This is a genomic window from Phaeobacter italicus (assembly GCF_001258055.1).
GTDB classification, from domain to species: Bacteria; Pseudomonadota; Alphaproteobacteria; order Rhodobacterales; family Rhodobacteraceae; genus Phaeobacter; species Phaeobacter italicus.
This window is the reverse complement of sequence record NZ_CVRM01000037.1, coordinates 75,822-91,577: the sequence shown is the minus strand read 5'-3', so window position 1 is coordinate 91,577 and position 15,756 is coordinate 75,822. Positions and strand designations below refer to the sequence as shown.

The following is a 15,756-nucleotide window of genomic DNA, read 5'->3' as shown; positions in this document are numbered from 1 at the left end:
ACTATGGATCACCCGCCCCATGACTGCCGCCGTTGAGGCGCGCGCAAGGGCGGAGTTTGACGTCGAGATCCGGGCTGAGACCTCGCCCCTCACGCAGGAAGACCGCAGACGCGCGCTGCGCGACTTTGACATTGTTGTTCCGACGCTGGGGGATGCCTTTGACGCGGCCACATTTGCCGATGTCCCAGAGCCGCGCTGTCGGCTTCTGGCGAATTTCGGTGTTGGCTTTAATCATATTGATGTTGCCGCAGCCAAAGCCGCAGGCATTGCAGTCAGCAATACGCCGGGTGCGGTGACGGATGCAACGGCCGATATTGCCATGACGTTGATGTTGATGACGGCCCGGCGCGCAGGAGAGGGCGAGCGTCTGGTGCGCTCGGGGGCGTGGCAGGGATGGCATCCTACCCAAATGCTTGGCCTTCATCTGACGGGCAAGCACGTGGGGATCGTCGGCTTTGGCCGTATTGGCGAGGCTATCGCGCGGCGCTGTCACTATGGGTTTGCGATGGAGGTGAGCTATCTGGCCCGCAGCAACAAGACGCCCGATTTCCCGGTGACACGTGCCAACAGCCTCTTGGAACTGGCGGCATCTGTTGATGTCTTGGTGCTGGCAGTGCCGGGGGGAGCCGAAACCAGGCATCTGATCACCGCCGAAGTGCTGGGCGCAATGCGCTCAACAGCGTTGCTGATCAATATTGCCCGCGGAGAAGTGGTTGATGAGGCCGCTTTGATTGCTGCGCTCGAACAGGGGCAGATCGCGGGGGCGGGGCTGGATGTCTATGAGTTTGAGCCCAAGGTGCCTGAAGCCTTGCGTCAGATGGATCAGGTGACACTGCTGCCGCATCTGGGAACCGCGACGGAAGAGGTGCGCAGCGACATGGGGCAGCTGGCGCTCGATAATGTTGCAGCCTTTGTGGCCGGTCAGGCGCTCGTGACCCCGGTCTGATCTATCCGGTCTGATCTATCCGGCTGATCCATCCGCTGGCCCTGACCAGAAAAAGGGCGGGATTGTCCCGCCCTGGCTATTGAGATGCCGATTGGGGGCACAGAAACCAGCCGGGCTCAGACGTCTGGATTATCGCCAGTAGCCTCGCGCCAATGGCGTCGGCATAGCGAGACATAGGTCTCATTGCCCCCGATCTGCACTTGCTCCCCTTCGGTGATGGTGCGGCCGGTCTCATCTTGACGGATGACCATTGTGGCCTTTTTCCCGCAGTGGCAGATCGTGCGCACCTCTCGCATTTCGTCTGCCAGCGCTAGAAGGGTCGCAGAGCCGGGGAACAGATTGCCCTGGAAGTCGACGCGCAGCCCGTAGCACAGCACTGGAACCCGCAAGTCATCAACCACGCGGGCCAACTGCCAGACTTGTTTGGGGGACAGGAACTGCGCCTCATCCACAAAGATGGCCGCCAACGGCCCCTGCGCGAGGCGGGCAACCACGCGGTCAAACAGATCATCGTCTGAGACGAACATGTCCGCCTCGGCGCCGATTCCGATCCGCGATGCGATGCGCCCCTGACCTGCGCGATCATCAATCGCAGCCGTCAGCAGATAGGTGTCCATATTGTTCTCGCGGTAGTTATGCGAGGCTTGCAACAACACCGTCGATTTGCCGGCGTTCATGGTGGAGTAGTTGAAATAGAGCTTGGCCATGGCGCTGATGTAGCCGGAGCGGGTCGCGGATGGAACGGTTTTTTCCGCTGACCGTGACGGCATAGTGAAAGATGCAAACGGGATGTGGGGATTGATCAATTGGTCAAATAACGCGCACCCAGCCCATCGGCCATCAAACAGAGGCGGAACAACCCGAGAAAGGAACCTCATGATCGCCGAGGGCAGGGTGCAGACTTGGGCAGAAAACGCCCCAGGCAGAGGCATACAGTACACGCCCCCGCCCGCTTCGCCAAAGTGCCGTTAAGGAACCCGGGGCGAAGTAATTCCCCAGATACCACGGGGATAGCCATAGCATCTCATTTCATCTAAAAGTCGGGAATGGGAAATTAACGCGTTTCTTCCCCAAAGGGGCAGGGGTCTTAACCAGGTAGAAATTGTATGGCAGACGTAGGTACTTATCTAAAAAAACACACAGAGGCATTGGTCAAGGATGTCGGGATCGAAGCGGCCTGCCAGATCACCGGGAAATCCAAGGCGACATTGGGCCGGTATTACTCTGACAATCCCGAACACGCGGATCGTTTCATGCCTGTTGATGCCGTTGCCAAGCTCGAGTCGGCAGCATCCTTCCCGCATGTGACCTCTGGTCTGGCGGATCTCAAGAACATCACGCTCTCTTATGGTGAATCCAGTTCAAGTGAGCGCAGTGGCGGGGTGAATTCTGACGTCATCGCGCTCAGCCAGCGGTTTGCGACCTTGATGAGCGAATATCAGGAAGCGATGGCCGATGGCATCATCACCATCAACGAAGCAAAGCGTCTGCTGCGCGAGACCGTGATGCTGCAACAGGTTCTGCTGGATATGAAACTGCACCTCGAAGAGGAAAGCGGCTGATCGCAATTGATGAACCGGCTGACATGGAAAACCCCGCCAGACATACAATCTGGCGGGGTTTTTTTATGCAAGTGGGATGCGGATCAGCTGACGCGACGCAACACCACTGACCCAACCGAATAGCCTGCGCCAAACGAACAGATCAGGCCAAGATCTCCGTTCTGCAGATCATCGGAGTATTTCGAAAACGCGATGATGGAGCCCGCAGAGGAGGTGTTTGCGTATTCCTGCAGGATGTTGGGCTGTTCGCCGTCCTCTGGCGTGCGTCCCAGAACCTTTTTGCCGATGAAATCGTTCATCGTCTTGTTGGCCTGATGCAGCCACAGACGTTTCAGCTCATCACTGGTGATCCCCTCGGCGTCCATGTGGTCAGTGATATGCTGGCTGACCATTGGCAGGACTTCTTTGAAGACTTTGCGCCCGTTTTGCATGAACTGCATGTCGCGGCGGTCCTGGACACCATCCGGACGCGAGCGGCGCAGGTAGCCGTTGTTATTGCGGATGTTGTTGGAAAACTCGGTCGCGCAGCGGGTCGAGAGAATCTCAAAATACGCACCGGTTGCGTTCTCTTCGCGTTCGATCAAGGTCGCTGTTGCCACATCGCCAAAGATAAAGTGGCAATCCCGGTCCCGCCACTCCAGATGGCCCGAGCAGATTTCAGGGTTCACCACCAGGGCCGAGCGGATAGAACCGGACCGCACCATGTCGGCGGCAGCTTGGATGCCGAACGTCGCCGAGGAGCAGGCGACATTCATGTCAAAGGCAAATCCCTGGATGCCAAGAAGCTGCTGGATCTCGATCGCAACTGCAGGATATGCACGCTCCATATTGGATGCAGCGCAGATAACCGCATCCACATCAGCGGCTGTCTTGCCCGCCTGTTCCAGCGCCTTCTTGGCCGCATCGACAGCCATCTCCGCCATGATCGAGGGTTCATCATCACTGCGCTGACGCAGCAGGGGATGCATGACCTCGGGATCCAGAACGCCGCTTTTGTCCATGACGTAACGCTGTTCGATGCCAGAGGCCTTCAGAATGAACTCTTCCGAGGAATGCTGAAGCGGCTCCATGTCACCCGCGGCAATCGCCTCGGCGTTTTCTGCATTGGTCTTGTCCGCGTAAGCATTGAACGCCGCGACCAGCTCGGCGTTGGTGATCTTCTGTGACGGGGTGAAGACGCCCGTGCCGGTGATGGCGGGTGTGAACATGACGGAACCTTCGGGTGGTTTTCAGAGTGCCGCATATCTGGGCATTATCGTTGCACAAGGTCAAGATCCACAGCCCCAATGAGACCGCAGGCTGCACCTACGTCAGCCGCGCGCATAAGAGATTTTACTTTCACTTCTTGAATGGTTCGAGTTCCGAAATATATGCGCGAGGGTAACATGCCCGTGAGCACAGCCAGGCCATCCCGGTTCGAAAGGAAGCAACAGCCATGCCCAAGACAGCAAACTGCCCCGAAGTGACAGCTCTGCTTGGCGTCTTTGCGCTGTATTGGAAGGTGGATGCCTGCATCGACGATGCCCCGGAGGCGCCGGAATTGAACCGAATGGAATCACATCTGTTGATCGGCCTGGATGAGCCGCGCAGGATGGGAGAGCTCGCCCGCAGGATGCAGACTGTGCCCTCCACCGTCACCGCCGCAGCAGACAGTCTGGAGTTGCTTGGCCTCATCCGGAGGGAGCGCGACCCAAGGGATCGGCGGGCATGGCAACTGGTTCTTACCCCCGCAGGGCAGGTCCAGAGGGCGGCTCTGCAAAATGCCGCTGCAGAGCTGTTTCGCGAGGTTTCAGGACTGTCTGAAGAAGAAACCCAACAATTTGCGGCCCTGTCTGCAAAAATTCATGACAATATACTAGCGACGGAAACGAAACCGTCCGGGAAGGAGTGACGAGATGAAGGTTGGCGCGAAACTGCTGGCCGGGGTGCTGGGACTTGTGATGGGGGCGGTGCCCGCCCTTGCACAGGATGTGGCAAAACCGGTGAAGCTGATGGAAGCTCAGGCTGGATCGAAACCGATCAAGCGGGAATTTTTCGGACAGGTGACAGCAAAGGAAACAGTCGATCTGGCCTTTCAGGTTGCCGGGCAGGTTGTCAAATTTCCGGTGACAGAAGGGGCGTTTGTCCCACAAGGGGCCTTGATCGCTGAGCTGGATCTGGAACCTTTTGAGCTGAAGCTGGAACAGGCTCAGCTGCAAAAGGAGCAGGCAGATCGAACCGTTGCGCGTCTGGAAAAGCTCACAGGAACCGTAAGCCAGGTTTCAATCGACGATGCCGAAACACAGGCCGGGCTGACGGCGATCGCGTTGCGTGACGCATCATATGCATTGGAGCACGCGACCCTGAACGCCCCGTTCGATGCGCTGGTTTCCAGTCGTGAAGTGGCCCTTTTCAGCACTGTAGGCGCGGGTGCCCCGATCGTGCGATTGCATGACATGTCAGAACTGCACATCGAGGTCGATGTGCCAGAAGTTCTGTTCCAGCAGGAAGAAGAAACAGACGCGCTGACCATCACTGCGACCTTTCCCGGCAGTGATACACGTTATCCGCTGCAGATCCTTGAGTTTGATGCCGAAGCCAGCAGTGTCGGCCAAACCTACCGTGTCACCTTTCGCCTGAGCCCGCCAGAAGACCGTCAGGTCTTTCCCGGTGCATCTGCAACGGTTCAAGTCCAGGTTGATACCGGTGAAACCGGCGTCATCGTCCCCCCGTCAGCGATTGTGGCTTCGGCCAGCGGCGAGACCGGGGTCATGCTGTTCAGCCCGAATGGGGCGGACGAAGGAACCGTGTCTTGGGTCAAGGTGGAAACAAACCCCACTGACAATGGCCAGATCGAGATCCTCAGCGGGCTGAATGGCGGCGAGGAAATCGTTCTGACCGGGGGCAGTGCTCTTGTCGATGGTCAGGCGGTTCGCCGCTTTACCGGCTTCAACAACTGAGAGGCAGACCATGGATATCGCACGCGGGTCGATAAATCGGCCGCTCTATACATGGATCATCATGCTCACTGCCCTCTTCGGGGGGATCTGGGGTTTTTTGAACCTCGGGCGGCTTGAGGATCCGGCCTTTACCATCAAACAGGCGGTTGTCATCACCCAATACCCCGGCGCGAGCGCTGAGCAGGTCGCGCTGGAAGTGACGGAACCGTTGGAATCCGCCATCCAGCAGATGGGCGAGGTGAAGGAAATCCGCTCCATGAATCAACCGGGATCATCCCGGATCGATGTGGAGATGAAAGACACATTCGACGGAACAGAGCTGCCCCAGCTCTGGACCAAGCTGCGCGCCAAGGTCGAGAACGCATCCCGCGGCCTGCCCGATGGCGTGGGAAAACCCTATGTCGATGATGGCTTTGGCGACGTGTTCGGTGTGTTCTACGCCGTCACCGCCGAAGGGTTCACCGATGCCGAGCGGCACGAATTGGCCACCTTTCTGCGCCGCGAGTTGCTGGCCGTTGATGGGGTTGCTGACGTTCAGGTCGCGGGCCTCCCAGAGGAAGCGATCTTTGTTGAGCCGAAGATGGCCATCACCGTCAATCAGAACATTCCCATCGGGGCAGTGGCCAACGCGCTGGCAACGGCCAACTCTGTCCGTCCGGCAGGCAGCCTAGACAGCGACGGGGTCGAAACCCGTCTGAGCGCACCGGAAGGGTCGGACTCCGTCTCTGAAATCGCGGGTCTCACAGTGGGATCGCAAGGTGAGGTCATCAATGTCGTCGATATGGCAGATGTCCATCGCGGTCGGGTCGATGACCCCGGTCAGATCATCCGTTTCGACGGGGTCGAGGCCTTTACTCTTGGGGTTGCGGGCCTGTCGAGCGAGAACATCGTGGAAGTCGGCAAACGGGTAGATGCCCGCCTTGCCGAACTCGACAATCAGATCCCCTATGGCGTGGAGCTGAAGCCGATCTACCAACAGCACGTGGTGGTGGAACAGGCCTCCAACGACTTTCTTGTGAACCTCGCCATGTCTGTCGCGATTGTGGTGGTTGTCCTTGCGATCTTCATGGGCTGGCGGGCCGCGGTGGTCGTGGGCACGACATTGCTGCTGACGGTCGTTGGCACGTTGATGTTCATGAACCTCTTCTCAATCGAGATGGAGCGGATTTCTCTTGGGGCACTGATCATCGCGATGGGTATGCTGGTGGACAACGCAATCGTTGTGGCTGAAGGCATGCAGATTGCGATGGCGCGTGGAAAGACCTCGCGCGAGGCCGCACATGAGGCCGCAGCCAAGACGCAAATCCCGCTTCTGGGTGCAACCGTGATCGGCATCATGGCTTTTGCCGGTATCGGTCTCAGCCCGGATTCCACAGGCGAGTTCATGTTCTCCCTGTTTGCGGTCATCGCGATCTCGCTCTTGCTGAGCTGGTTGCTGGCACTCACCGCGACGCCGCTGCTTGGCCACTACTTCTTTAAGCAGGGCAGCGGCGATGACCTGGATTCCTATTCCGGTTTCCTTTTCCGGGGCTACGGTGCGCTGTTGCGTCTGTCGCTCAAGATGCGTTGGCTGGTTGTTCCGGGGCTGATTGCTGTGACCGTGCTGTGTTTCATCGGTTTTGGGCAGGTCAAACAGCAGTTCTTCCCCAACTCCAACACGCCGCTGTTCTTTGTGAACTACAAGCTGCCGCAGGGAAGTTCGATCCAGACCACATCTGCCCATATGCAGCAGGTAGAAGACTGGCTGTCCGACAGAGAAGAGGTCGCCTCGGTCGCGAGCTTCATCGGCAAGGGGGCGACCCGCTTCATGCTGACCTACGAGTCAGAGGATCCAAACCCAAGCTACGGCCATCTCATCATCCGGACCAACAGTCTGGAAGCGATCCCGGCGTTGCAAGAGGATCTGGAAGCCTTTGGCAAGGCGCAGTTCCCGGAAGGCGAGTTCCGCACCCAGAGGCTGGTTTTCGGCCCCGGTGGCGGCGCTCCGATCGAAGTGCGCTTTGCTGGGCCTGACCCACGTGTACTGCGCGCTTTGGGGGACGAGGCGATGCAGCGCCTGCGCGAAGGCTCTCCCAATATCCTGAGCGTCCGTCAGGACTGGCGCGAACAGGAAGTCACGCTAAAGCCGGTCTACGCAACAGATCGGGCCCAGACGGCAGGCGTGACCCGAGAGGCCATCGCCGATGCGCTGCAGTTCTCCACGGATGGCCTGACGGCTGGTGTCTTCCGCGAGCGGGAACGCCTGATCCCGATCATCATTCGCCGCCCGGCGGAGGGAGAATACAATCTGATGGATCAGCTTGTATTCTCGGAATCCGCTGGCAGCTTTGTTCCGCTGGAGCAGATGATTGATGGGGTGAATGTCGTCGTAGAAAACACGCTGGTGCATCGCCGCGACCGTGTCGCGACCCTGACCGTCGGCGCAGACATCCCACCGGACCTGACCGCAGCGAGCGTGTTTGCCGAGATCCGCCAAACCATCGAAGCCATCGAAGTCCCCACAGGCTATACGATGGAATGGGGCGGCGAGCACGAGAACTCTAGTGATGCAAATGCGAGCCTGGGCAAGCAATTGCCGGTCACCATTCTCATCATGGTTCTGATTTCGGTTCTTCTGTTCAACGCGATCCGCCAGCCGATCATCATCTGGTTGCTGGTTCCCATGTCCGTAAACGGTGTGGTTATTGGCTTGCTGGGAACGGGCATGCCCTTCACCTTCACTGCGCTTCTTGGCCTGCTGTCCCTGTCTGGCATGCTGATCAAGAACGGCATCGTCCTGGTCGAGGAAATCGATCTGGTTCGGGCAGAGGGCAGACCGCTGCGCGAGGCAATTGTCGAGGCATCCGTCTCGCGTCTGCGCCCGGTGATGCTGGCGGCCGTGACCACGATCCTCGGGATGGCACCGCTTCTGAGCGATGCGTTCTTTGTCTCGATGGCGATCACGATCATGGGCGGGCTTGCATTCGCAACGATCCTGACCCTGGTTGCCGCGCCCGTGTTCTACCTGATCTTCTTTGGTCGGGATGAAAAACGCGAGGCCGCAGTCGCATAGGTCTGCGACCATAGCAAGACTGAGAACCCCGGCAGATCCTGCCGGGGTTTTCTTATGGAGCAATCACCTTATGCGTGTGCTCTGCAGTTGATGCGCTGCTCTTCATCCTGAGGTGTTCCATCCCCCAAGCCGCAATCCAAAGGGCACCGTTCGCAAGGCGCCCCCTGTTAAGGGATCGGCTCGGTTTCACCGACTCGGATCTTGCCCCAATCGCTTGGGGATACGGCCAACTCTTGCCTTAATCTGGCCGAAACCTTTCCCGGTTGGCCCCGAAAACACGGAAATCCGGGGAATTTCTTACCCAATTCCTTTCGGAAATAGCGCCGATTGTCAGGGCATTATTGGATAATTTTCACCAAATCGTTCAGGTCAGGTAAAGAAAATATGGCGCCTGCCAAGGCTGCCAAACGATGGGTGGCCTCACGTTAACCTTCTGTTAATCCTGTCATAATCTGTCCCTCTTTCTGACAGGTCCGCACAACTCCAGGCCGCATTCCGGCCCCAGCCCGCTCGCAGGATCAGGGTGTGGGAAAAATGGAGTGGACCATGAAACGCTTACTTGCAGCCGTTGCGGCTGCCATAATCAGCGGCGCCTCGTTCGGGGCGCCGGCAGAGGCGCAATCGGCCCGTGTCAGTGCTGTTCCCGGGTGGGAGGCAGTTGGTCGATTGAACATCTCGGGGCGCAACATGTGCACCGGCAGTCTGATTGCGCCCAACCTCGTGCTGACTGCAGCACATTGTCTCTACAACCCTCAGACGGGTCAGGCGGTAAACCCGCGCACCATCAAGTTTGAGGCAGGATTGAACGGACGCAGGGCCAAGGCCGAGCGGCAGGTCGTCAAGGCGGTCATTCATCCGGGCTACAGACATCGCTGGTCAGACCGAAGTGAACCGGGAAGCGACATCGCGGTTCTGAGGTTGAACAAACCGATCAGCGCAAGCGAGGTGCGCCCCTTTGCGCTGGCCGCTGCCCCTTTGCCGGGTGATAGCGTGGATGTTCTGTCCTATTCGATGCAAACCTCAACCAGACCGGCTCGAGAGCGGGGATGTACCATCCTGTCGTCTCGCAGTGAGACGCTGGTTACCTCCTGCAAGGTGGACTACGGGGCCTCTGGCTCTCCGGTCTTGCAGATCGTGCCGGGGCAAGCGCCGAGGCTGGTTTCTGTGATCTCGGCCAAGGCTCAGATGGGGCGAAGACCAGTGTCGCTTGCGACATCGCTAGACGGATCGCTGTGGGCGCTGATGCGCCGCGCGGGCTGAGACCGGCCCGATACGCCTCCGCTCCGTTTCCCACAAAACGTCCGTGGGAGGCGGTCGGCCAGATCAGCAAGAGCCCCGAGGAATTTCCTCGGGGCTTTCTGCTTTCTCAGGACGGGGCAGGGCTTAAGCGTGGATGAAATGCAACCTGTCAAAGCTCGACCGCCAGGCCGCGACCTCGTCTTGAACGGTGTCCCCACGCAGTGCGCGCGCGATAAGGTCAGCCAGACGCGGAGCATCAGCCGCCGTCATTCCCCAACGAACCAACTCAGGTGTGCCAATCCGCAAACCGTTCAGATCCCCCGCCACAGTCGCGACTGGCAGGCCGATGCCGCAGGCCAGAAACCCGTTCTTGCGCAGCAGTTTTGAAGCTGTCTGGCCACCCCCATATGGGGCCGCGAGAACCGCAAACTGGTGCGACTGGGTGGCAATGCCCGTGCTTCCCTTGAAGGTCGTTATGCCGTGCTCATCCAGCGCGGCGGCCAGAGCATTTGCCATGTCAATCATCTCGGCCGCATAGGCTTTCCCGAAATCCCGCCAATCCAGAAGCGTGACGGCAAGAGCCGCGGACTTGGCAACGTCGAAATTGGCGGTCATGCCAGGAAAGGCGATGCTATCCAGTATCTCTGCCAATCCGGCGTCGTTCGTGACGATCAAGCCGCCAGCGGGGCCACCGAGGCTCTTGTAGGTGCTCATGGTCATGAAATGCGCCCCTTCCGCCAGTGGATCAGACCAGGCCTTTCCAGCGATGATGCCGCATTGATGAGCCGCGTCAAACATCACCTTTGCCCCCACTTCATCGGCAATCGCGCGCACCGCGGCGACGGGATGTTCGAACAGGTTGAGGCTGCCCCCGATGGTGATCAGCTTAGGGTGCTCTTTTCGGGCCAAATCGCGCAAACCATCAAGGTCGACCGTATAGCCATCGGCCGCGACAGGGGCCTCCAGGCAGCGCAACCCAAACAGACCGGCGCATCCTGGTCCGTGATGTGTCACATGCCCGCCGATGCTGGCGGGCGGCGCGATGATGGTATCCCCCGGTTTGCAGGTCGCCATGAAGCCATAGAGATTGGCCAACGCCCCGGATCCGACGCGGATCTCGGCATATTTTGCGTCAAACACTTCTGCTGCGAGATCGGCTGCGATCACTTCGATCTCCTCGATCGCCTCCAGCCCCATTTCGTATTTGTCACCGGGATGGCCAAGCGAAGGCCGGGAGCCGAGACCGGACGCCAACAGGGCTTCGGCCTTTGGGTTCATCACGTTTGTAGCCGGATTGAGGTTGAAGCATTGCTCTTCGTGAATGACGCGATTTTCTTCACAGAGTGCGTGGATGCGCTGCAAGAGAGCGGCAGAATCCGCATCTTTTGTCGCGGAACTGATTGCCTCGATCCGGTCTGCAGAGGGTGCAGCCAGCCAGTGGCGGGGGGCTTGGGTCATCTCATCCTCCTTGGTTGCGGGCAGTCTGCGTCTCTTTGCGGTGACGTGGCAAATCAGATTTGCTATTTCTTGGGGTAGAAAAACTAAGCCTATGCGAGATGCCCATGCCCGTTGCTCCTCTGCGCCCCAAGGGGCCGCCACTGAATGCGATGCGTGCCTTTGAGACTGCGGCAAGGCGGGAGAGCTTTGTGGCCGCTGCCGAGGAATTGGGGGTGACACCAGGGGCTGTTTCACAACAGGTGAAATCTCTGGAAGACTGGGCCGGAAGCGCGCTGTTCCGGCGTCATGCGCAGGGGGTGACCCTTACAGAGGCGGGACAGGCGTTGCTGCCGACGTTTGTCGCAGCTTTTGATGCGCTGGGCGCTGCGACGCAGGCATTGCGATCGATCCGTCCGGTGCAAGAGCTTCATATTGCGGCACTGCCCTGTGTCGCGCAGCTTTGGCTCCCTGCGCGGCTAGAACGGCTGCGCGCCGCGTTTCCTGCGCTCAAGATTTCCGTAACAGCGATGGAAACCCCGCCGAACCTCAACCGTGAGCTGTTTGATTTGGCGTTGTTTTACTACCCTGCGGATGACGCCCCCTCGCATGCGCTGCCCCTTGCGCAGGATCGGATCTTTCCGGTGTGCGCCCCCTGCATCGCAGCCCGTCTGACACAGGTTGCAGATATCAATGGCCAGGTGCTCTTGCAGGATCAGACATGGGCGCAGGATTGGGTGATCTGGAGCAGGGAAGCAGCCGTTTCAATCCAAGACCCTGAGAAAGGGCCGCAATACTCCCTCTACAGTCTGGCGCTGCAGGAAGCCGTCGCAGGGGCAGGGGTTCTGATGGGCCACGAGGCGCTGGTGGCTGATGCGCTGGAGGAGGGCCGTCTGGTCCGTCCGTTTGCGACGCCAGTCGCGGACACCGGTCGCGCCCTGATGCTGACGCAGCCCCCGCATGGGCGCCGTGGGCCGGACCTTGGCGCAGTTGTGGATCAATTGCGCAGGGCCTAAAAGGCGTCCCCCAAATAGCAAAAGGCCCCGGACAGTTCGTGCCGGGGCCTTTTGATTTTTCAAAGCTTGGTGGATCAGCCTTGCAAGCTCTTCACTTCGACATCGCCCTCAGCCTGTGCCTTGATCGCGCGGGCGGCGGCGTTGGCACCTGCGGCCGTGGTGAAATAGGGGATCTTGTCGTAGAGCGCGACAGAGCGCATGTCTTTGCTGTCCTCAACCGCCTGAGCGCCCTCAGTGGTGTTGATCAGCAACTGCACATTGCCGTCCTTGAGCATATCCACAACATGCGGACGGCCCTCATAGACCTTGTTCACGATTTCACAGGCCACACCGTGACCGTCGAGCCAGCTTTGTGTGCCCCGCGTCGCAACAAGGGTGAAGCCCTGACCAATCAGGATCTGCGCAGCCTCCAACATCAGGGCGCCCTTGTCGGCGTCCTTGATGGAGATAAAGGCACGTCCCTTGGAAGGCAGCACCATGCCAGCCCCCATCTGCGCCTTGAGGAAGGCACGGGCAAAGGAACGGTCCCAACCCATGACTTCGCCAGTAGAGCGCATTTCCGGGCCAAGCAGAATGTCGACACCGGGGAAGCGGGCGAAAGGCAACACAGCCTCCTTGACGGAGAACCACGGCATATCCGGGTCTGCAAGGGTCATCGGATCCGCCATCGGTGTGTTCACGTCATAGCCCGCATCCGGTTCGTAGGGCGCACGTTTGGGGAAGGCAGAGAGCGGCTCGCCAGCCATCACGCGCGCGGCGATGGAGGCAATGGCGCTGTCGGTTGATTTCGCCACAAACGGGACGGTCCGCGAGGCGCGTGGGTTTACCTCGATCAGGAAGATCTCGTCCTTGCCTTCGTCATTGGCCTTGATCGCGAACTGAATGTTCATCAGACCCACCACGTTCAGCGCCTTGGCCAGCGCCTCGGTCTGGATCTTGATCTCTGCAATGATCTCCTTGGAGAGAGAGTAGGGCGGCAGGGAGCAGGCGCTGTCACCAGAGTGAACACCGGCTTCTTCGATGTGCTGCATGATGCCCGCAACGTGAACCTCGGTCCCGTCACAGATGGCATCCACGTCCAGTTCCACCGCGCCGGCCAGGTAGCTGTCGAGCAGTACCGGGCTGTCGCCGGAAACCACCACGGCCTCTGCGATGTAGCGCTTCAGCTGGTCCATATCGCGGACGATTTCCATCGCGCGGCCACCCAGCACGTAGGACGGGCGGATCACCAGCGGGAAACCGATCTCGCCTGCAATTTCCAGCGCCTGCGCGTCGGTGGAGGCGATGCCGTTTTTCGGCTGCTTCAGGCCCAACTGGTTGACCAGTGCCTGGAACCGCTCGCGGTCTTCGGCCAGGTCGATGGCGTCGGGAGAGGTGCCGAGGATCGGGATGCCTTCCGCTTCCAGCGCGTTCGCGAGTTTCAGCGGGGTCTGGCCGCCGAACTGAACGATGACGCCGTGCAGCGTGCCGTTTTCCTGTTCCGTGGTCAGGATTTCCATCACGTGCTCAAACGTGAGCGGCTCGAAATACAGCCGGTCAGAGGTGTCATAGTCAGTCGACACCGTTTCCGGGTTGCAGTTGATCATGATGGTCTCGTAGCCCGCATCAGTCAGTGCAAAGCAGGCATGACAGCAGCAATAGTCAAACTCGATCCCCTGACCGATCCGGTTGGGGCCACCGCCCAGAATGACAACTTTCTTCTTGTCAGAGGGGCGCGCTTCACATTCCACGTCACCAAAGGCCGGTGCCTCATAGGTGGAGTACATGTAAGGGGTCTGGGCCTCGAACTCTGCCGCGCAGGTGTCGATCCGTTTGAAGACGGCATTGACCCCAAGACCGCGGCGTGCCTTGCGCACGTCGCTTTCGCTTTGGTCGGTGAGCTTCGCAAGGCGGGCGTCGGTGAACCCCAGCATCTTCAGCGCGCGCAGGCCTTCGCTGTCCTGCGGCAGGCCGTCAGCGCGGATTTTTTCTTCGGCATCGATGATTTCGCGGATGCGGGCCAGGAACCAGGGGTCAAACTTGGTCACGGCCTGGATTTCATCGTCGCTCAGACCGTGGCGCATGGCCTGCGCAATGGTGCGCATCCGGTCGGGGGTCTGCTTGCTGATTGCTTTGATGACCGCTGCCTTGCCGTCGGCGGTTTCGTCGGCGCCGGGGATTGCAACCTCGTCAAAGCCGGTCAGCCCGGTTTCCATAGAGGCCAGGGCCTTCTGCAGGCTTTCGTGGATGGTCCGGCCAATGGCCATCGCCTCACCCACAGATTTCATCGCGGTGGTCAGATAGGGCTCGGATCCTGCAAATTTCTCGAATGCAAAGCGCGGGATCTTGGTCACGACATAGTCGATTGTCGGCTCGAAGGAGGCCGGGGTGACACCGGTGATGTCATTGTCCAGCTCGTCCAGGGTGAAACCAACGGCCAGTTTTGCGGCAATCTTGGCAATCGGGAAGCCGGTTGCCTTGGACGCGAGCGCGGAAGAGCGCGACACGCGGGGGTTCATTTCGATGACAACCATACGGCCATCAGCCGGGTTCACCGCCCACTGCACGTTGGAGCCGCCAGTTTCCACGCCGATTTCCCGCAGAACCGCGATCGAGGCAGAGCGCATCATCTGGTATTCTTTGTCGGTCAGGGTCAGTGCAGGCGCGACGGTGATCGAATCGCCTGTGTGCACGCCCATCGGGTCCACGTTTTCGATGGAGCAGACAATAATGGCGTTGTCAGCGGTGTCGCGCACCACTTCCATTTCATATTCTTTCCAGCCCAGAAGGCTCTCATCCACGAGGATCTGATTGACCGGAGACGCGTCCATGCCGGAGCGGCAGTAGTGGATGTAGTCTTCGCGGTTGTAGGCAACACCACCGCCTGTTCCGCCCAGTGTAAACGCGGGCCGGATGATCGCAGGCAGACCGATGTCTTCCAGCTCGTCCAGCGCCATCTGAACACCGGCATCAAGGTCCGCAGACCCATCTGCCTTGTTCGGCGCGGTGATGATTGTGGCGCGCGGGTTTTCCAGGCCAAGGCGGTCCATCGCTTCGCGGAACAGCTTGCGGTCTTCAGCCATTTCAATGGCTTCGCGCTTGGCACCGATCATTTCGACGTCAAATTTTTCGAGGACGCCCATCTCTTCCAGAGCCAGTGCCGTGTTCAGGCCGGTCTGTCCGCCCATGGTCGGCAAAAGCGCATCGGGGCGTTCTTTTTCGATGATCTTTGCAACCACTTCGGGGGTGATCGGTTCGATGTAGGTTGCATCGGCCAGACCGGGGTCGGTCATGATGGTGGCGGGGTTGGAGTTCACCAGAATGACCCGGTAGCCTTCCTCGCGTAGCGCTTTACAGGCTTGGGCGCCCGAGTAGTCAAATTCGCAGGCTTGGCCAATGATAATCGGCCCCGCACCAATGATCATGATCGATTGGATGTCGGTTCTTTTCGGCATGGCCTGAATCCCTCTGATATGCGCGAGTCATGGGCACCACCATGCGCCCAAATTGTCCTGCGTTATAGGGACCGCGACGAAAGGTTCAAGAGGGATCGGAAACGGAATTGGAAATGCCGCATCCCTCCCTTTTG

General features: G+C 59.4%; 11 protein-coding genes. 7 read left to right on the top strand and 4 right to left on the bottom strand.

The features are described from left to right. Window positions 1-19: 19 nt before the first annotated feature. Window positions 20-946: a 2-hydroxyacid dehydrogenase gene (locus NIT7645_RS18765; protein ID WP_037302118.1), complete on the top strand. Its 927-nt coding sequence runs from the start codon at window positions 20-22 to the stop codon at window positions 944-946. A gap of 116 nt (window positions 947-1,062) precedes the next feature. Here NIT7645_RS18765 and NIT7645_RS18760 read toward each other — a convergent pair whose 3' ends face one another. Next, on the bottom strand, window positions 1,063-1,653 hold the full coding sequence (locus NIT7645_RS18760) for a thymidine kinase (protein ID WP_050687808.1): 591 nt from the start codon (window positions 1,651-1,653) through the stop codon (window positions 1,063-1,065). 399 nt (window positions 1,654-2,052) lie between these two features. On the opposite strand from NIT7645_RS18760, the gene NIT7645_RS18755 reads away from it, so the two are divergent. Continuing rightward, entirely contained in the window at window positions 2,053-2,508 is a 456-nt protein-coding gene (locus tag NIT7645_RS18755; protein ID WP_050687790.1) for a hypothetical protein, read from the top strand. 83 nt (window positions 2,509-2,591) lie between these two features. On the opposite strand, the gene NIT7645_RS18750 is transcribed toward NIT7645_RS18755, so the two are convergent. Continuing rightward, a complete protein-coding gene (locus tag NIT7645_RS18750; RefSeq protein WP_008559348.1) occupies window positions 2,592-3,716 on the bottom strand; it encodes a beta-ketoacyl-ACP synthase III in 1,125 nt (374 codons plus the stop codon). Window positions 3,717-3,943: 227 nt separating this feature from the next. Here NIT7645_RS18750 and NIT7645_RS18745 point away from each other — a divergent pair, with 227 nt between their 5' ends. The 4 genes from NIT7645_RS18745 (at window position 3,944) to NIT7645_RS18730 (ending at window position 9,759) form a co-directional block, all read left to right on the top strand. Beyond that, window positions 3,944-4,399 (top strand): MarR family winged helix-turn-helix transcriptional regulator, encoded by a 456-nt coding sequence (locus tag NIT7645_RS18745; protein ID WP_008559207.1) that lies wholly within the window; start codon window positions 3,944-3,946, stop codon window positions 4,397-4,399. A 4-nt stretch (window positions 4,400-4,403) separates the two neighbouring features. After that, window positions 4,404-5,447, top strand: a complete 1,044-nt coding sequence (locus NIT7645_RS18740) for an efflux RND transporter periplasmic adaptor subunit (protein ID WP_008558783.1) — start codon at window positions 4,404-4,406, stop codon at window positions 5,445-5,447. Window positions 5,448-5,457: 10 nt separating this feature from the next. Then, window positions 5,458-8,499, top strand: coding sequence for an efflux RND transporter permease subunit (locus NIT7645_RS18735; protein ID WP_008562520.1), 3,042 nt, complete (start codon window positions 5,458-5,460; stop codon window positions 8,497-8,499). Between the two features lie 546 nt (window positions 8,500-9,045). Next, window positions 9,046-9,759: a trypsin-like serine peptidase gene (locus NIT7645_RS18730; RefSeq protein WP_008561372.1), complete on the top strand. Its 714-nt coding sequence runs from the start codon at window positions 9,046-9,048 to the stop codon at window positions 9,757-9,759. Between the two features lie 123 nt (window positions 9,760-9,882). Here NIT7645_RS18730 and glyA read toward each other — a convergent pair whose 3' ends face one another. Further along, complete coding sequence (gene glyA / locus NIT7645_RS18725; RefSeq protein ID WP_008562053.1) at window positions 9,883-11,196, bottom strand: serine hydroxymethyltransferase; 1,314 nt, start codon at window positions 11,194-11,196, stop codon at window positions 9,883-9,885. Window positions 11,197-11,300: 104 nt separating this feature from the next. Between glyA and NIT7645_RS18720 the strand changes: the two genes are divergently transcribed. Beyond that, window positions 11,301-12,188 (top strand): LysR substrate-binding domain-containing protein, encoded by an 888-nt coding sequence (locus tag NIT7645_RS18720; RefSeq protein ID WP_008559615.1) that lies wholly within the window; start codon window positions 11,301-11,303, stop codon window positions 12,186-12,188. 74 nt (window positions 12,189-12,262) lie between these two features. On the opposite strand, the gene carB is transcribed toward NIT7645_RS18720, so the two are convergent. Beyond that, window positions 12,263-15,622: a carbamoyl-phosphate synthase large subunit gene (carB, locus tag NIT7645_RS18715; protein WP_008561117.1), complete on the bottom strand. Its 3,360-nt coding sequence runs from the start codon at window positions 15,620-15,622 to the stop codon at window positions 12,263-12,265. Window positions 15,623-15,756: the final 134 nt, after the last annotated feature.